Below are 16,879 nucleotides of genomic sequence, written 5' to 3' on the forward strand. Positions count from 1 at the left end.
GCTATGCCTTTTCTGAAGTGCCGGCAAGGAGCTTGCCAAGCTGTTGTACCAGGAACTTGGCCGCCAGCGGCGAGGTGCTCTTGTGCAGGTCGACCACGGAGGCGCCAGGAGGAAAATAGATGCGCTCCGACAGCGCGACGAGGCGACCGGTGTCGAAGCCTTCGTCCACCTCATGCAAGGCGATGACGACGTGGTCGGAACCGTCATCCAGCAGTGCCTGGAAGGGGTTCGGCCCCGCATAGCCGGACGGCCAGCCATCGTCGATGCAGGGATGCAGGTTATAGAAGCCATGGCGGGGATAGCTGCGCAGCCGCGCATCGATGCGCTGGCCGAACGTGGCGGCAATGCACAGGTCCGGCCGCCATTCGTCTTCATACAGGCGGTAGAAGGCCTCGCATTTCACCCGCCCCTTGTAGACCGGCAGCCCGTGTGCGCCGGCCAGTTGCTCCACCATCGCTTCCTCGCAAGCGCCATGCGGGTAAGCCCACACCCGCCGCGCTGGATTGACGAAGCTGGCCGCGGCGTCATCGGTCGCGACGCCTGCAACCAGCACCTGGCGGCCCAGCGGGCCTTTGAGCAGTTCGCTCAGCACATGGAAGCCGCGGTAGAAACTGCCGAATACCGCGATCCGGACCGGGGTGGTCATGTCCATGGCACGCTCACTCGCCCAGCGCCGCCTGCGCCGTGCGGCGCGCCGGCTCGGTGGTCCGCGCTGGGTCTTCCCACGCCGGCGCATGCGTCGGCCACGCCAGCGGCCAGGCCAGGGGCGCGCGCTTGCCGGGGGCGCTGACCAGCAGGCGCACGAACACGCGGGCGCGCGTGTCAGGTGCGGCCGGCTCGCTGTGCGCCAGCGGAAATTCGAAGCGCAGCAAGGGCACGCGCCCGTCGCCGGCACTGGTGTCGGCGTCGCGGTAGGCGCCGATAAAGCTGAACAGTGCCCACGGATCGTCGAAGCGATAGCTGACGGTGCGCGCCTCGACCGTCATGTTCGGATGGCCGCCTTCCGCCTTCGGCTGCACCATGCCGTCGCGCGCGAAGCGCAAGGACAGCAGCACCGGCATGCCCGGCTCCCAGCGCAAGGCGCGCGGCGTTTCGCCCTGGCGCACCGTGCTGGCGCCAATGGCCAGGCTCCATTCGATGATCTTGTTGGCCTCCGCTTCCGCCGCGACGTTGACGCGGAACTGCGCCGTTACGTCAAGGCCGCCGGCCTGGCCTTCCTCGGCCGGGAACAGCGGCGCCAGCACGTCGCGCACGCGGCGCCATTGCAGGTCGGCCTGCCGCACGGCGGCGCTGGCGACCGGCCGCCCGGGCTCGCGCTCGGCCCGCGCAGCGGCGGCACGCACCCGTTCATACTGCCGCAGCGCAGCCCCCACCTCGTCGACGGCGGCAGCCGCCGTATCGCCGCCGCTGCCGGGCCAGGCCACGAACGGCAGTCGCCTGCCGAGGTCGCGGTTGTAGCCCTCGGCAAAACGCTCCCATTCCGCCCTGTACTGATTGGCCGACAGCTCGCGGCAGCGGGCCAGCAGGCTGTCCTGCAGGCTGGCCAGGCGCTCGGCAAACAGGTCGGCGCCGCGCCGCGGCGTGCCGCGCCCTGCCAGCTTGTCCTGGCAATTGCCGGCGTCGATCTCGCTCGCGCCCAGCAGGATGAACTGTTCCAGCGCGATCAGGGAACTGGTCGGGCTCTTCAGGCGGTAGCGCCGCAGGTCGGCCGCGATGCCCTGCCAGCGCGCAACCGCCGGCGCGCCCGCCGCCGTGGCGCCGGCCAGAGGCAGCACGCCCTCCACCTGCTTGCCCGCCACCTCGATGAATTCAAGCTGTTGCGCCACGTAGTCCGGCAGCGCGCCGGCGACGCCGCCGGCAAAGGCATCGGCCAGCGCCCCCTTGCCGCCCTTCCACGACTGGAAATTGCGCTCGCGCGGCTGGAACACCTCGGCTGCGCTGAAATAGTCGTCCATGCGCTGCAGGCGGGTCAGCGCGTCGCGCGCCAGCGCCGCATCCAGTTCGGCCAGCGCAGGGCGCGCGCCCAGTTCTTCGAGGAAGGCCCGCACGCGCAGTGCCGCGGCGCGTTCGGCGTCACTGGCGGCGCTGGGCAAGGCGGCCGGCGCAATGCTGGCCGCCTGCGCCAGGGCATGGTGGGTACTGTCGGCCAGCGCGAGGTCGACCAGCGCCGCGGCGGGCAGCTGCAAGGGGGCCGGCAAGTGCAGGTAGCTGCCGGCCTGGAAGGCCTTGCGTGCCTCAGCCATGCTGGCTGCGCGTTCGAGCTGGCCCTTGTCCCAGGCCATGGTGGCGCCGGGCGGGACGTCGGGCAAGCGGGCCGGCGCGCCCTCTTTCATGTAAGGCTGCGCCAGCAGCGCCGTCACCGTCTCGTGCAGCAGTTTGCGCTCGGGCGTGAAGGCCCAGTGTCCCTCGGTCCAGGCCAGGCCGGTGCTACCGCCGTCGATCGCCAGCGGCGTTGCCAGCAGCCCGTCCCAGGCGGCCTTGAAGCGGGTGAAGCCCTGCGCCGCGCGCTCCTTGCTGTCGCGCGCGAGCGCAGGGCCCAGCAGCCCGTTGGCGGCAATGCGCGCCAGCAGCGCCTCGTGCGCGGCGCCCAGGTTGACCGTGCCTTCACGCATCCAGCCGCCCTTGGCTGTGGCCAGCATCGCCTTCTCGTCATCGAGCGCGCCGCGCAGGGCTGTCCATAGCTGCAGCTGACCCGCCAGTTCGGGCGAGCGCGGCGCGGTGTCGAGCAGGCCAGCCGTGCTGGCAGCAACGGCCTGTTCGGCGCGCAGCAAGCCATTGCCATCGAACAGGCGGCGATACAGCGCATGGCTGGCCAGTTGCAGCGTGCAGCGTGCGGCCTGCTGCATCGGCGCCAGGTCCAGGGCCGGCAACTGCTGCGCCGTGGCGCGGAACATGGCCGCCGTGCGTGGCGGCAGGCCTTGCAGTTGCACGCCCAGCAGCACGCGCACCGCCAGCGCCAGGTCGTCTCCCGTGGCCGGCGCCGCCCCGGGATCCTGCAGGCGCCGCAAGGCTTGCAGCGCCCCGTCGAGCCGGTCGAGCTGGTCCAGGTATTGCAGCATGCCGAGGTATTGCGGCAAGTCTTCCAGGTTCAGTGCGCGCGCCGATCCCGCAGCCTCGCTCCAGCGCGCCGGCAGGCTGCATTGCGCACCGGGGATCAACTGCCCCGCCGGGTCGCGCGGCACCCCGGTCAGGGCCGAGGCCTGCGCCAGCGCGGCGCGGCGCAGGGGCTCGAAAGCGTGCTGCGCAAAGTCCTGCGCCAGGCGCTGTTGCAGGCGGCCATGCAGCTTGTCGAAAAGCGCCCAGGAACCTGGCATGAAGACCGAGGAGAAACGGCGCGCTCCCAGTTGTTCCAGGCTGCGCAAGGCGTCTACCGTGCGCTGCTGGCCTGCCTGGGGACTGGCGGCGTCGGCCGCGCTGTCCGCCAGCGACTGCCGCAGCAGGTAGTCGTGCGCAGCGCCGCCTTGCTGCGCCAGCTGCACGGTGGCGACGACCAGCCCGACGCCCCACATGGCCGGCACCGCCCACAGCGCAAGCCGGCCGGCATGGCTCAATGCCGGGCGCCGCGGCCGGGAAGCGCCGCGCAGCAAGCCCATTTCCGCGAAGATCTTGCGCTCGAAAATATCGCGCAGGAAGGCCGGCATGCCGTGGCCTGCCGGCGCTGCGCCTTGCTGCACCGCCGGCTCGGCCTGGCCCGCCGGCAAGGCGGCGCTGCAATCGCCGCTCAGGTAGATGCCGCGCAGCAGGAACGGCTCGTGGTAGGTGCTGGGGCGCATCAGCTCCCCGCAAAACAGCTTCAGGCCACTGCGCAGGCGTTCCAGCTGCGCCGGCAGCAGGAAATAGGCGGAACTGCCGCCATCGCTGCCTTCCAGCGCGCACAGTTCGGCGCAGGCATCGGCCACGCTGCCCGTCACCTGGTCCATCGCCGCGTCGACCCAGGCTTCGCGGAACGGTGCCACCACTTCATACGGCGCCGCCCATCCCAGCATGGAACGGCGCAGCGCCTCGGGCAAGGCGGCGGCGAAGGCGGCGAAACCGGGTACCTGCTCGCATTCGGTGATCACGATGTGCAACGGAAAACGCAGGGCCAGGCGGTTCTGCGCCAGCCACAGGCGGCGATGGATGGCCTTGGCGCGCGCCGCCAGTTCCTGCTGGCCTTGCGCATCCGAGGCCAGCAGGGCCGAGCAAGGCAGGGCCAGCACGATGGCGTCGAACGGCCGTTGCGGGCGGTACTTGCGGCACAGGGCGATGAAGTCGTCCCAGATGCCGGTATTGGCCGCGCTGTCCGGGTCGGGCGAGCCAAGCTGGCTGGCCTGCAGCTGCGCCACCACGCCCTGGTCGAAAAAGTGCCAGCCCACGCCGAGCGCCGCGGCGCTCTGGCTGCTGTCGGCGCTCAGGGCGCTGGGCAGGCCCGATTGCGCCAGCGGCAGGCCGGCGCCGCTGCCTTCGTCCAGCACCAGGGTCCAGCACAGCTTGTACCGTTCAGCGCGCGTGGCGAGATTGGCTTCGATCAGCTCCAGCGCGGTGCGGAACGACTGGCGCAGCGAATCGCTGGCCAGTTTCGGCGCCGCGGCAGCGGCGGCCGCGTCCTGGCCGGGGGCACGCAAGGCCGCGCTGACGACCACGGCCAGCAAGGCCAGCACCAGCAGCGTCACCAGGAGCAGGCTGACGATGGCCAGGTTATCGGACAGGAAGTTCAGCATGGCAGCCCCTTTGCCGGCGGAGGGCCCGACCACGCCATGGCCGGCGCCGCCAGCGCCTCGCGCACCGGCCACGATTGCCACAGCCAGAGCACTTCGGATAGACCCAGCAGGATCAACAGGACCAGCCCGAGCGCCAGGTAGCGCCGGCTCAGGCTTGCCAGGCGCCGCGTGCCGAGGTGGGCCAGCGTGCTGGCATATGGCTGGTCGCTCAGTACCGCGTCGCGCCCGCCCAGTCCCGGCGCGCGCTGGTAGGCAAACTGGAACAGCTCGCGGCGGTAGGCGGCCAGCGGCGCCAGGCTCGGTCCATCGCGATAGCTGCCCTGGAAGCCCAGCGCCAGGACATGCAGGAACATGCGCGCCTGGCTGCGCTGGGCCGGCTCCCGTTCGCGCAGCAACTGGTCGATGTCGGCAAACACCCGTTGGCCGGCCTGGCTGGTCTGGAACAGCACCGCCTCCAGCAGCACATGTTGCCAATGCTGGCGTCCGGCCCAGTCGGTATGCAGCAGGATCTCGTCGGCCAGTGCCGCCTTCAGGTAGCGCGCCTGCGCCGCGGCGTCGGCCCCGCTGCGGCCGGCCACGCGCCCCGCTTCGCGCGCCTGCTCCTCGATCAGCGCGCACAGGCGCTGGCTCAGGGCGTCGGCCCCGCTGCGGCCCTCGCCTTCACCCAGGCGCACGGCGGCCGCCACCTCCTGCTGCAGCACGCCGAAGAAGGCGCGCATCTGGGCCGAGGCAAAGTCGTCGCCGCCGGCACTGGTGTCGTAGCTGGTCATGATCAGTCTTTCACAAAGAGCACCACTTCGCGCGGGCGGCCGGCTTGCGAGTGCTCCAGCTGGTTGCTAAGCAGCAGGTCCTGTCCCGCCACGATGAACTGCGGCGCCGCTTCGATGGCAAACAGGCTCCAGCCGGCGCCGCCGCGCAGGCCCAGTTCGGGCGCGCCGTCGATCAGCCAGCGCGCCGCGCCGGGCACCCTGCGTTCGGCCAGCGACGTCGATACCGTGCGCGAACCGATCACTGCGCGTTCCATCCAGTCCTGCAAGCCGCGCTCGTCCTGGCCGCGCAAGCCCACCACCAGGCGCGCACCCAGCCATGCTTCCTCGATCGGCAAGGCAAATACCCGCCCCTCGTCGCGGAAGGTGTGGCTGCGCCATTCCTGGCTCACTTCCCCGGCCAGGTCTTCCAGGTTGTCCAGCACCTGCTCGAAAGCGCAATGGCTGTCCGCATGCAGGTACACCGGCGGCGCCAGCGGCACCGCCCCGGGACGCAGCGCAGCAAGCGGCCCCAGTTGCGCGCACAGCGCCAGGTAGAGCGGCAGCGGCTGCACCTGCGGCGCGAAGACGGCCGCTTCCAGCAGCGGCAGGTGCAGCGTCAGGCTGGCCAGGCGCGAGCGCAGTTCCAGCAAGGCCAGCCTCTCTTCCGGCAACGAAGAACCGGCTGCGCTCTGGCGTGCCAGGAACAGCGCCTTGCCGCGCATCTGCGCCGCAAGCGCCTTGGCACGCTCCAGCAGCGGCGCCTGCGGCGCCACCGTGAGCTGCGCCGGCCAGAACGGGGCGCGCCGCACCGCCTCGTTCTCGCGCGTCAATTGCATCAGCTGCAGCGAGACATAGGCGGCGCCTGGCATCGTGCCGGCCATCAGGGCCAGGTTGGCCGCCATGCGCGGCACTTCTTCGGCCAGCGCCTCCGACACTTCATCCTCGACCAGGCTGCCCGCGATGCGGCGGAACCGGGCCGGCTGGCCCGCCAGCCGCAGCGAGCGCGCGCTGCCGACCGCCAGGTAGACCGGCAATGGCTGCTGTTCCATGCTGTTGCGATATGGAGCCAGGTCCAGCTCCAGCGCATGGCCCTGGGCCAGCGCCGCGTCGTAGTGCACCGCCATGCCGTCCGGCAGGATGGCCTCGATGGCGGTAATGCGCAGCAGGCCGTTGCCAAGCAGCGCTTCGTCGACTTCCAGCCGCCGCACGCCCCAGGCGGCCGGCTGGCCGGCCAGGGTTTGCCAGCCCACCAGCGCGTCGACGCGCGCACTCTCCTGCTGGAAATGCTGGGGCGCCAGGAGCATTCCTTCATGCCACTGGATATGTTCGGACAAGCGTGCTTCGGCCATGGCGGCTCCTTCTTTCAGTGGGCGGCGCCAGGCCGGATGTCGCTCGCGACAAAGCCCTGGGCGTTCAGTTGCAGGACATAGCCGCCGCGTTCGAGCAGCAGCCGTGCGCGGTGTTCGCCCGGCGCCGCATAGTTGGCGAAGGCCAGCGCGGCCCAGGCCCGTTCCGCGCCAAAGCGCTTCGGCTCGAGCTGGATGACCTGGCCCGGCGTGATTTCCACCGCCAGCACGGTCAGCGCTTCGGGAAAGGTTCGCTGCAGGTCGGCGCGCGTTGCGAAGTAGCGCGCGGCCGGCATGGCGGCCAGTGTATCGAGCACGCCCTTGTCCTTGACCAGCACCACGTCCACCGCCAGCGCGCTGTTGCCGTTGGCATTGTCGGCGGCGGCCAGGGCCAGCGTCTGCCAGCGCGGCGCTTGCGGACGCGGACCGCCAGCCAGGCTGGCCAGCGTGCCGCAGGCGGCCAGCACGCCGGCCGCCAATAACGCCGCCAGCAGGTGGGCGGCAGGCTTCGCGTATCTCATGGCGTCTCCTAAAAAGTGGCCAGCAGGTGCTTGCGCAGGCCGGCCCCGAGCCCGGCGCAAAAGACCAGCAGCAAGGTGCCGCCCAACAGCAGCAGGCTCAGTACCGCCTGCCGCCGCCCCAGCACCAGCACCACGGACGCCCCTTGCACGCTGTCGCGCGCCGTTGCCGCCGGCAAGCGCCCCGGCTCGGCAGACAGGGCCACCAGGGCTGCCGCCGTAAGATAGGACACCAGGCTGCGGGTGCCTTCGCACAACACTTCAACAGCCACCAGGACGGGCAACAGGGCATCCAGCGGCAGCCCGAAGCGCGCCTGCAGCACGCCGGACCACAGCGCGGCCTTGGCGCCCGGCAGGCCGCTGGTGGCCAGCGTGAACCAACAGGACAACAGGGCCAATAGCACAAGGTCCTGCAAGGCCAGGGCATGGCCGTAGATATTGGCCGCGTAGACAGCCAGCACCGCGTGGAACAGCGCTTCGCCGCTGCGCAAGAACACCGGAAATGCGGAAGCCAGCAATTCCACCGTGCCGCGCGCGAAGCCGAGCCGTACGCTGAGCGCTTCAATGAATTCCGGCAGCGCGGCCGTGCCTACCGGCGAGAACAGGCACACTGTCAACGGCATGCGCAATGCCGACAGCACCGGCGCCGGCGCCGACTTGAGCCGCCAGCACAGGGCCGCCAGCGCCAGGCCCGATGCCAGCAGCGCCGCCACGGCCCAGCTTCCAAGGAAGCCGCCCAGCAGGCTGATTTCCGTGCCGGCGGCGCCAACTGCAGCCGCCGCCAGCACGAAGGCGATCAGCGGCAGGCCGGTATTGACTAGTCCGATCACCCCTTCCAGGCCGCGGTAGACTGCCTCAAGGATGCTGCCAAGTTGCGCCACCCTCTCCATTTTCTGTGCGGCGACCGCGGCGCCGAACAGGATCACGCCCACCAGCACCGAAGGCACGGCGCCCGCCGCCAGGGCTGCATACAGGTTGGCCGGCACCAGGTCGGGGGACGCCGGCATGGCCGCCGGCGGCGCATCGCCGCGCAGGCTGATCGGCGCCCCGATCTCATCGCGCGCTGTCAGGCGGCCCAACGCCGCCGCCTGGTCCGGGGCCATGCCGGCGCCACCGGCCGCGGCGCTGGTCAGCAGGGCTCCCGCCAGCGCACAGGCGAGCATGCCGGCCAGCCCCGCCGCCAGCAGCCAGGCAAGGCGCCCCCAAGGCGCCCCGCCGGCAACGCTGCGCTGCAGGCCGAAGTACACCGCCAAGGCCAGGAACGGCAGCGTGGCAGCCTGCACCAGCGACAGGTAGAGTGCCGCCAGCGCCGCAAACAGCGGGCTGGCGGCGGGCCAGGCCAGCCCGCACCACGCTCCCAGCAGCATGGCTGCCAGCAAGGCCGCTGGCTGGTGCAGGATGGCGTGCAGCGCTTTCATGGCATGTCCCTCACAAGCCGAGCGGCCGAGCGCAGATCAGCGACACCGCAGCGCAGCCCACCAGCACGCTCACTGCGGTACGCGCCATCGCGCACAGCGGATCGACCGCAACAAAAAGCACGAAAGCTGCTTCGAACGGCAGCGAGAAGTACGCGCAGACCGTGCCCATCAGCGCTACCGTCGCCACCCCGCCCATGCCGGACGAAGCGAAGCCGGTCAGCGCCGCCACCGCTGCCAGCAGCACCAGTTCTCCCGGCCCCAGCGTACGCCCGTACAGGGCCGCGATGAACATGGTGCCGCTGACGAAATAGACGACCGGGCCGGCGCGCAGCAGGGCCGTGCACAGCGGCACCAGCAATTCCACGCGGGCCCGCGCAAAGCCCAGGCGGCCCGCCAGCGCCTCCACCATGGCCGGCATGCAGGCGGCGCTGTTGTTGGTTGCCACGCCAAGCGCAAACGGTTCGCGCATGGCCTTCAACACCGGTTTCAGCTCGCCGCCTGTGCGCTGGCGCAGCAACAGCACGGCCAGGCAGATCACCAGGGCGCTGACGAACAGGAATCCCAGCACATAGCCGGCCATTGCCGCCATCGCAACGACGCCGGTATGCGCCACCTGGCCGGCTGTCATGCATACCACGACCAGCGGCAGCGGCAGGTTGATCCAGCGCGTCAAGGTCTGGCAGGCTTCGTACACGGATTGCAGCGCCTGTTGCAGGCCGCCGGCGATGCGCTCGGGGACCTGTCCGACCGATACCCCGAACAACAACGCAAAAACCAGCACTTTCAGGGTTTCGCCTTCGGCCAGGGCCGCGAAGATATTCGAGGGCACCAGCCGCCGTACGATGTCCTGCGCCGTCGCCGCCGGCGGCGCGACATCCGCCTGGTGCAAGGCCATGGCGGTATTGGTCTGGTCAGCATCGCCGCCAACCAGCTGGCCCAGCTCCTGCCTTGTGGCGTCCGACAGGTTCTCGCCCGGGTGCAGCACCAGCGTGCCGGCAGTAGCCAGCACGGCGGCCGCCAGTGCCAGCAGCACGAACACCAGCACCACGCGCCGCGCAATCCTGCCGGTGCCGCCTTCGCGGTACAGGGTCTGCAGGCTCAGCACCACGGCCGACATCATGAACGGCAGCACCACCATGGTCAGCAGGTTGACGTAGACGCTGCCGACTACCGCCAGGCGCAGGCCGGCCGCCGGAGCGGCCCAGCCGATCGCCCCTCCCAGCAGCACGCAGGCCAGGACCACCAAAGGATTGATGGCCAGGGACCGCACGCGCCGCCAGGCAGCTGCGGGCAGCGGGCCGGCAAGCTGGGCCAGTGCGCTCATGGCTTGATCCTCCTGTCGCCGGGAGGGCGCCTGCCGGCGCGCGATGCAATCACCTCATTGACGAACGCCAGCAAGGTGCCGTCGCGCACGCCCACCATCACGCTCAGCGCCGTTTGCGCATCGGTGAATGTCACCGTGCGTAGGCTGAGCGCCAGGCGCGGGTCCTGCTCCAGCACCTCGCGCACTGCCAGCTCGTCGCGATAGGCGGCCAGCACTTCGCCGCGGCGCACCGCATCGACCAGCGCCTGCCAGGTGGGATACGGTTGCAAGCGGGCCGCCGGGAAGTCGCGCCGGGCGAACTCCACCCACGATGTGTTGGCCATCACGCCCAACGGTCCTTCGAAGTTGCGCATGGCTTCCTTCAACGGCTGCTTGCCGTATCTTTCGGCGAAGCGTACACGGTGGATCAGCATGGCGTGGCCCAGCACCAGGTAGGGCGTCGAAAACAGCACCATCTGGCTGCGCCGCAAGGTGCGCCCGAGGCGGCTGATGCCCAGGTCGGCCTGGCCGTTGCCGACCATTTCCACCACTGCATCGACGCTGCTGGAACTGCGGTCGAAGCGTAGCTTCACGCCCAGTTCCCCGGCAATCGCCTGCGCCAGCTCGATGTCGATCCCGCTCATCACGCCGTCCTTCTGCGCGTAGAACGGCGGGCTGTCGACCTGGTACATGGCGATCACCAGCTCGCCACGCTCGACAATGCGGGCGATATCGGGCGCCAGCAGGCGGCCATCGGCGGTGCGTACCAGCGGCGAGGCCGGCGGCAGCGCAGCACTGGCTGTTGCCGCCGCCGACGTTGCGGGCGCGGACATCAGGCCCATGGCCAGCAGCACCGGGGATGCCAGGCGGGCCAGGCGGGCGTTCATGGCGCCTCCTGCGCGACCGGGGCCGGCGGCGCGGCCACGGCCGGGGCGGCCGATTGCGGCGCCGCTGCCAGGACTTGCGGCGCATGTACGGCCGCCTCCGACATGCGCACGCCGAACTGGAAGCCCAGCGCAAACATCAGCACCAGCAAGGCCACCACGCCGCATGATCCCACTGCCAGCAGGCGGGGTGTCAGGCTCAATCGGTATTCCATCATCGCACCTGTCTGTCCGGATCCGGGTTCAGGGCACGGACACCGTGGCCTGACCCGGCACGCATACTTCGATCACCCCGCCGGCCATGCACATCAGCTTGGAGGCATTGTTCAGCGCCGGCAGCTTGCCCAGCAGGACTGTCGGCGAACCGGGCATCCAGGGAGCACTGGTCATCGGCACGCAAGGCATCGGCGTCAACACGCCCAGTGCCGCAGCAGTCGCCGCCGCCACTTGCGGATTGCCCAGCGAAGTGCACATGCCGAACGGCAGGATGTTCACCATCGGCTTGCAATCCATGACATTCGCATCGGGCATCGTCGATACGACCTGGCTGGCCGGCGGCACCATCAGAGTGCCGGGCGCCAGCCCGAACGAGCATTTGAGCATCGCTCCAGCGCATACTTGTTGTCCCATCAGTCGCCCCTCAGTAGTCGTTTGATGCGTTCCATCAGGGCCGGCGCCGCTTCGGCATTGCCCAGCCGTCCCCCCTGCGCATTGAAGCGCACCGGCGGCCCCACCGGAACGCCGTCGCGATACAGCACTTCCTCCATCAGCGCCCCGTTGGGCCAGTAGCGGCGCAGCGAACCATGCAGCAGGTTGGCGCGGTAGCTGCAGCGCTGCACCACTTGCCCTTCCGCGTCCAGGTCGACCGACTCGCCCTCCAGCAAGCCGCTGCGGTACACCGAGTTGCGCACCTGCCGGCCTTCGTGGAAGAAGGCAGCCGGCCCTTCGATCTGGCCCGACTCCAGCGACAGGCGCGCCGTAACCTGGCCTGCCTCGTCATAGGACAGCGCAGGCCCGCTGGCGACGCCTTCGGCCATGGTCTGCGCCATCACCCGCCGGCCGTGCACATAGGTCTCCACCAGGCCATGCGCCAGCCCGCGCTGGAAGGCACTGCGTTGCACCAGGGCGCCGTCGGCGTCGTACAGCGTCATCGGCCCATGCAGCTTGCCGTGCTCGAAATGGGCCTGCATCGCCAGCTGGCCGCCTGGCCAGAACTGCTCCAGCGGGCCATGCAGGACGCCGCTGGCCATGGCGCTGCGCAGCAGTATGTTGCCGTCGGCGTCGCGCTCTTCGACCACCGTCGGCACTGCGCTATTGCTGGCGGTTTGCAGTGGGGATTCCATTCAATTCACCTTCGCCATGGCGCCCTTGAGCGTCAACACCGCCCCCGCCTCCACCGTCTGGGTGGCATCGGCCTTGCTGTTGATGATGGGGGCCTTGTGGTCGATCTGCAGGCCGGCCTGCAACTGCAGCGCCTTGCCTGCCTTGCACCCCAGGTCGGTGCCTGCCTCGCATTGCAGCGCGGTACCGGCCTTGTTGCTCAACTCCGTGCCAGCCTTGGCCGACAGCGCTTTTGCCGCCTCGAGCGCCAGGCTGTCGTCCGACACCAGCTTGATGCCGCCTTTGACGGAAATGGTCAGGCTGCCGTCGATCGTCAGCTGGTAGTCGCCCTTGACCGTATGTGTGAACGCGGCCTCGTTGGCGTGGGTCTCGGCTCCCGTCACTGCCAGTTCGCGGCTGCCGGCCACCTGGTGCACTTCCTTGCCCTTTTTCAGGACGATGGTGCGGTCGCCCTCTTCCAGCGTGTGCAGTTCCACGCCCTTCTTTACCGTCGTGGCCAGGGCATTCTCGATCTCCACCGCCATATCCTTCTGCGCATGCATGTAGAGCTGCTCGGCGTCCTTCTTGTCTTCGAAGCGCAGTTCGTTGCCGGCCTTGCCCTGCTTCGACGACAAGGTGCGCAAGATCGACTGGGTCTGGTTTGCCGGCAGTGTTGCCGGCGGCACGTTGTTGCCGTTGTAGACGCTGCCCGTCACCAGCGGCCGGTCCGGGTCGCCGTTCACGTAGCTGATCACTACTTCATGCCCGATGCGGGGCAGGAAGAATGCGCCAACGCCCTTGCCCGCCGCGGCTTGCGCCACGCGGACCCATGGCGCCCGCTTGTCGTCGGCGGCCGCGCGGTCCCACGGGAAGCGCACTTTCACGCGCCCGTGCTTGTCGGTCCAGATCTCTTCCCCGGAAGGCCCCACCACCATGGCCGTTTCGCAGCCGGCCATGCGGGGAAGCGGCGCCCGGCGCGGAGGACGGAACGGCACGGCGCCGGGAAACGCTTCGAAAGCGTTGCTGTATACGTCGTCACGCACCGTATGCCGGACCCGGCGCAGCACGAAGTCGGCATTCAGCGCGGAGACGAAATGCCCGGCCAGCGTGAAGCGCGTTCCAGCACAGAAGGGATAGCAGAAGCTGTCTCCGTGCAGCACTTCCGACGCGCACTGGCTCTCCTCCACCTGCAACTGGGCCAGCGCCCGGCCGGCCTCCACCGTGCCATGGCCTGTGGCGAATTCATAACTCGCGCCGATGCCCGCCGTTGCCTGGAAACTGCCCTCGAGCGAGGTGTCAGGGGTGACGAAGTCATAATCGCTGACGGTCGCCTGCTGCAGCACGATCCGGTGCTCATGTGCGAAACGCGAGACGGCATCGACCGGTCGCAGCATACCCGTTTCGGGCCAGAAGCGAACCTTCGCAGCGCCGGCGCAGTCGGCAAACTGGCTCGATGCATCGGCCAGCACCATGGTGTGCCCGCTGGCGGCAAAGGTAAAGAAGTAGCAGATGCCTGCCTGTTCCATCAGCCGTGAAATGAAGTCGAAGGCGGTTTCGTCGTATTGCACGCAGTATTCGCGGCTGGCATAGCTCTTGCCGAGCCGGGACTCGAAGGCCACGCCGAATCCACCCAGTACATCCTTGATGATCGCGTCCACGCCCAGGTTGGAAAAGATCTTGCGGTCCCGCGAGAGGGTCAGCTTCCACAGTGCCGGCACCAGCTCCGCTTCGTAGAGCGCAAAATCCTTATCCTCGCCGCTTTGCACGAAACGCATCACCATCCCGCTGATGTAGCGTGTGCCGCCAGGGCCGCCGATACTGACCGTCATTTCCTTGCCGACGGCGGCGGCCGCGCGCAGGCTGGTGCTGGCGGAACGCATATGCAGGGTAAACCCGAACAGCTCGGACAAGCCTTCGCTACCAGCCAGGCTATCGAGCAGCAGGTCGTCGGCGCCGAAGGGCGAAGTCAGTTGCATCAGGCCGCCGGCCTGTTTGAAGCCGGTTTTCATGCCGCCCTCCCGATCGGACTGTCACGGAAACTATAGGAAAACTGCGTGCCCGCCACCGACATGTGCACGGCCGAGAATGCCGAAGCGGTGGCGATCCGTTCCAGCACCTGGCTGGCCAATTGCGGCAGCACGGTCTGGGTCAGGATGAAGTCGATATTGCGCGCGCCGCTGTCGACTTCCGTGCAGCGCGCCGCAATCGCGGTCGTCACCGCATCGTCCCAGCTGAAACGGGCGCGATGGTGGGCGGTAAAGCGTTCGGCCAGCCTGGCCAGCTTCATGTCGACGATCATGCCGATACCGGCGTCGTCCAGCGGATAGTACGGCACCAGCACGACGCGGCCAAGGAAGGCAGGGCTGAACTGGCGCAGCAGGGCTGGCCGCAGCAACTCCACCAGGGCGGCTGGATCCGGCACTGCACCGTTGTGGCAGGCACAGGTAATCACATCCTGCGCGGCATTCGAGGTGAGCAGGATCATGCAGTGCCTGAAATCGATCGCGACGCCCTCGCCGTCCTCCATGGTGCCCTTGTCGAAAACCTGGAAGAACAGCTCCAGCACATCCGGATGGGCCTTTTCCATCTCGTCCAGCAGGACCACGCTGTAGGGCCGGCGCCGCACGGCTTCGGTCAGCACGCCTCCCTTGCCGTAGCCCACATAGCCGGGTGGCGCTCCCTTCAGGCTGGAGATGGTGTGGGCCTCCTGGAATTCAGACATGTTGATCGTGATCATATTGCGCTCGCCGCCATACAGGATGTCGGCCAGTGCGCAGGCGGTTTCAGTCTTGCCCACACCGCTCGGGCCTACCAGCATGAACACGCCGGCCGGCTTGCCCGGATCGTCAAGTTCGGCGCGCAGGGTACGCACCCGGCGGGCGATGGTGTCCAGCGCCTGGTCCTGCCCGACGATGCGCTCGCACAGGCGCTCGTTCAGCTCCAGTACCGCATGCACCTCGTCGGCCAGCATTTTCCCGACCGGGACGCCGGTCCAGCCGGCGATCACTCCCGCCACCATGGCCGAATCGACGCACACGGGCACCAGCGGTTCATCGTCGCGTATCGCTTCCAGGCCTTTCTGCAGGCGCTGCAACCGGGCGGCCTGGGCCTGCTGTTCTTCGTCACCGGCGTTGCCGGCATCGGCGCGAGCCGCGATCTCGCGCCGCAACGCCAGGATTTCCTCCACGGCGCGGCGCTCCTCCGCCACCTTGGCCACCAGGCTTGCGCGACGGGCAGCCAGGCGTTCCAGGGCGCCCGCCAGCTGCGCCGCTTCGGCGGCATCACCCTCGCCGCGCCCAAGCTGCTGGCGCGCCAGGCGCAGCCCCTCCTGCGCCAGCACCATCTCGTGCTCAAGCGCCTCCAGCGCGGGCGGCGTCCCGGCCTGCGCAATGGCGACACGGGCGCAGGCCGTGTCCAGCACGCTGATCGCCTTGTCCGGCAGTTGGCGCCCTGCGATATAGCGCTGCGACAGGCGCACCGCATCGCGCACAGCCTCGTCCAGGATCTCCACCTGGTGGTGCCGCTGCAACGTTCCTACCATGCCGCGCAACATGCCGATTGCCGCCTCCGGCGCCGGTTCATCCACCTTCACTACCTGGAAGCGCCGCGCCAGCGCAGGGTCGCGCTCGACGTGTTTCTTGTATTCGGCCCAGGTAGTTGCCGCAATCGTGCGCAACTCCCCTCGCGCCAGGGCCGGCTTGAGCAGGTTGGCGGCATCGCCCTGCCCTTCGCTGCCACCGGCGCCGATCAGCTGGTGCGCCTCGTCGATGAACAGGATCACCGGAACGGCAGCGGCACGCACCTCGGCAATCACCGATTTCAAGCGCTGCTCGAATTCGCCGCGCACCCCGGCGCCGGCCTGCAACAGCGCAAGGTCCAGCGCGCAAACGCGCACGTCCGCCAGCGCGGCCGGCACGTTGCCGTCGGCGACGCGCTGGGCAAAACCTTCCACCACGGCCGTCTTGCCGACGCCGGCCTCCCCGGTGAGGATGGGATTGTTCTGGCGCCGGCGCAGCAGTACATCGATAATCTGGCGGATTTCCTCGTTGCGGCCGCGCACCGGGTCGATGCGCCCGGCGCGCGCCAACGCCGTCATGTCGACCGTGTACTGCTCCAGGGCCGGCGTCGAGGCACCCGCCTGCGCCCCTCCGCGCCGCACTTCGGCGCCGGCGCAGCCGCCCAGCAGCGAAGCCAGCTCGTTTTTCAGCCGCTCACGCGGGATCTCGAGCAGGGCCGGAGCGGTCTCGATCAGCATGCCGCGCATGCTGTCCAGATCCAGCATGGCAAGCAGCACAGCGCCGGAGCGGATTTGCTGCGCCCCCAGCAGCATTGAACCGGTCAGCCAGGCTTCGCGGAACAGGGCAGCGAAATGGGGCGACAATGCTGGCGTGCGACCGTTGCCGCGCTTGAAGCCATCCAGGCAATCCTGCACCTGTCGCCGCACCGCATCGGCGTTCACGCCATAGTGATTCAGCAGCAGCATCAGGTCGGAGGCGGCGCCATCGATCAGCGCTATCAGGAAGTGCTCCACCTCGACGTTGAAATGGGTTTGCTGGACACACAGTTCAGCGCCCGCGTCCATGGCCCGCCGGCATTCGGGGTCAAGGCGCGACAACAGGCTGCGGATATCGACTTCCATGC

At 69.1% G+C, this 16,879-nt stretch carries 13 protein-coding genes; all 13 read right to left on the bottom strand.

Annotation, left to right across the window (positions count from 1 at the left end):
* Position 1: 1 nt before the first annotated feature.
* Genes ACN9MW_RS17760 through tssH form a run of 13 tightly spaced genes read right to left on the bottom strand, consistent with a single transcriptional unit; the run spans position 2 to position 16,877 of the window.
* Entirely contained in the window at positions 2 to 652 is a 651-nt protein-coding gene (locus ACN9MW_RS17760) for a formyltransferase family protein (RefSeq protein WP_426161769.1), read from the bottom strand.
* A 7-nt stretch (positions 653 to 659) separates the two neighbouring features.
* On the bottom strand, positions 660 to 4,772 hold the full coding sequence (locus ACN9MW_RS17765) for a type VI secretion protein IcmF/TssM N-terminal domain-containing protein (protein WP_426161770.1): 4,113 nt from the start codon (positions 4,770 to 4,772) through the stop codon (positions 660 to 662).
* The gene (locus ACN9MW_RS17770; RefSeq protein ID WP_426161771.1) at positions 4,694 to 5,470 is read right to left on the bottom strand and encodes a DotU family type IV/VI secretion system protein; all 777 of its coding nucleotides are present in this window, start codon (positions 5,468 to 5,470) and stop codon (positions 4,694 to 4,696) included. Before ACN9MW_RS17770 ends, ACN9MW_RS17765 begins: the two co-directional genes overlap by 79 nt.
* 2 nt (positions 5,471 to 5,472) lie before the next feature.
* A complete protein-coding gene (gene tssK, locus ACN9MW_RS17775; protein ID WP_426161772.1) occupies positions 5,473 to 6,798 on the bottom strand; it encodes a type VI secretion system baseplate subunit TssK in 1,326 nt (441 codons plus the stop codon).
* A gap of 14 nt (positions 6,799 to 6,812) precedes the next feature.
* Positions 6,813 to 7,316 (bottom strand): hypothetical protein, encoded by a 504-nt coding sequence (locus ACN9MW_RS17780; RefSeq protein ID WP_426161773.1) that lies wholly within the window; start codon positions 7,314 to 7,316, stop codon positions 6,813 to 6,815.
* 8 nt (positions 7,317 to 7,324) lie between these two features.
* Positions 7,325 to 8,731 carry a cation:dicarboxylate symporter family transporter gene (locus ACN9MW_RS17785; RefSeq protein WP_426161774.1) on the bottom strand — a complete coding sequence of 469 codons (1,407 nt, stop codon included), beginning with the start codon at positions 8,729 to 8,731 and terminating at the stop codon, positions 7,325 to 7,327.
* A 10-nt stretch (positions 8,732 to 8,741) separates the two neighbouring features.
* Complete coding sequence (locus ACN9MW_RS17790) at positions 8,742 to 10,055, bottom strand: dicarboxylate/amino acid:cation symporter (RefSeq protein ID WP_426161775.1); 1,314 nt, start codon at positions 10,053 to 10,055, stop codon at positions 8,742 to 8,744.
* Entirely contained in the window at positions 10,052 to 10,921 is an 870-nt protein-coding gene (locus ACN9MW_RS17795; RefSeq protein ID WP_426161776.1) for a substrate-binding periplasmic protein, read from the bottom strand. The genes ACN9MW_RS17790 and ACN9MW_RS17795 overlap by 4 nt, the downstream gene beginning before the upstream one ends.
* Positions 10,918 to 11,121, bottom strand: a complete 204-nt coding sequence (locus ACN9MW_RS17800) for a hypothetical protein (protein WP_426161777.1) — start codon at positions 11,119 to 11,121, stop codon at positions 10,918 to 10,920. The genes ACN9MW_RS17795 and ACN9MW_RS17800 overlap by 4 nt, the downstream gene beginning before the upstream one ends.
* Before the next feature lie 40 nt (positions 11,122 to 11,161).
* A complete protein-coding gene (locus tag ACN9MW_RS17805) occupies positions 11,162 to 11,548 on the bottom strand; it encodes a DUF4280 domain-containing protein (protein ID WP_426161778.1) in 387 nt (128 codons plus the stop codon).
* The gene (locus tag ACN9MW_RS17810) at positions 11,548 to 12,261 is read right to left on the bottom strand and encodes a toxin-antitoxin system YwqK family antitoxin (protein WP_426161779.1); all 714 of its coding nucleotides are present in this window, start codon (positions 12,259 to 12,261) and stop codon (positions 11,548 to 11,550) included. Before ACN9MW_RS17810 ends, ACN9MW_RS17805 begins: the two co-directional genes overlap by 1 nt.
* Positions 12,262 to 14,247 (bottom strand): type VI secretion system Vgr family protein, encoded by a 1,986-nt coding sequence (locus tag ACN9MW_RS17815; protein ID WP_426161780.1) that lies wholly within the window; start codon positions 14,245 to 14,247, stop codon positions 12,262 to 12,264.
* A complete protein-coding gene (tssH, locus tag ACN9MW_RS17820) occupies positions 14,244 to 16,877 on the bottom strand; it encodes a type VI secretion system ATPase TssH (RefSeq protein ID WP_426161781.1) in 2,634 nt (877 codons plus the stop codon). The genes ACN9MW_RS17815 and tssH overlap by 4 nt, the downstream gene beginning before the upstream one ends.
* Between the last annotated feature and the right edge of the window lie 2 nt (positions 16,878 to 16,879).

Source organism: Pseudoduganella sp. R-34 (genome assembly GCF_049904655.1).
In the GTDB taxonomy this organism is placed as follows: domain Bacteria; phylum Pseudomonadota; class Gammaproteobacteria; order Burkholderiales; family Burkholderiaceae_D; genus Rugamonas.

Coding starts and splice junctions, on each gene's coding strand:
- ACN9MW_RS17760 (WP_426161769.1), bottom strand. CDS start 652: ATGGACATGACCACCCCGGTCCGGATCGCGGTATTCGGCAGTTTCTAC.
- ACN9MW_RS17770 (WP_426161771.1), bottom strand. CDS start 5,470: ATGACCAGCTACGACACCAGTGCCGGCGGCGACGACTTTGCCTCGGCC.
- tssK (WP_426161772.1), bottom strand. CDS start 6,798: ATGGCCGAAGCACGCTTGTCCGAACATATCCAGTGGCATGAAGGAATG.
- ACN9MW_RS17780 (WP_426161773.1), bottom strand. CDS start 7,316: ATGAGATACGCGAAGCCTGCCGCCCACCTGCTGGCGGCGTTATTGGCG.
- ACN9MW_RS17785 (WP_426161774.1), bottom strand. CDS start 8,731: ATGAAAGCGCTGCACGCCATCCTGCACCAGCCAGCGGCCTTGCTGGCA.
- ACN9MW_RS17790 (WP_426161775.1), bottom strand. CDS start 10,055: ATGAGCGCACTGGCCCAGCTTGCCGGCCCGCTGCCCGCAGCTGCCTGG.
- ACN9MW_RS17795 (WP_426161776.1), bottom strand. CDS start 10,921: ATGAACGCCCGCCTGGCCCGCCTGGCATCCCCGGTGCTGCTGGCCATG.
- ACN9MW_RS17805 (WP_426161778.1), bottom strand. CDS start 11,548: ATGGGACAACAAGTATGCGCTGGAGCGATGCTCAAATGCTCGTTCGGG.
- ACN9MW_RS17810 (WP_426161779.1), bottom strand. CDS start 12,261: ATGGAATCCCCACTGCAAACCGCCAGCAATAGCGCAGTGCCGACGGTG.
- ACN9MW_RS17815 (WP_426161780.1), bottom strand. CDS start 14,247: ATGAAAACCGGCTTCAAACAGGCCGGCGGCCTGATGCAACTGACTTCG.
- tssH (WP_426161781.1), bottom strand. CDS start 16,877: ATGGAAGTCGATATCCGCAGCCTGTTGTCGCGCCTTGACCCCGAATGC.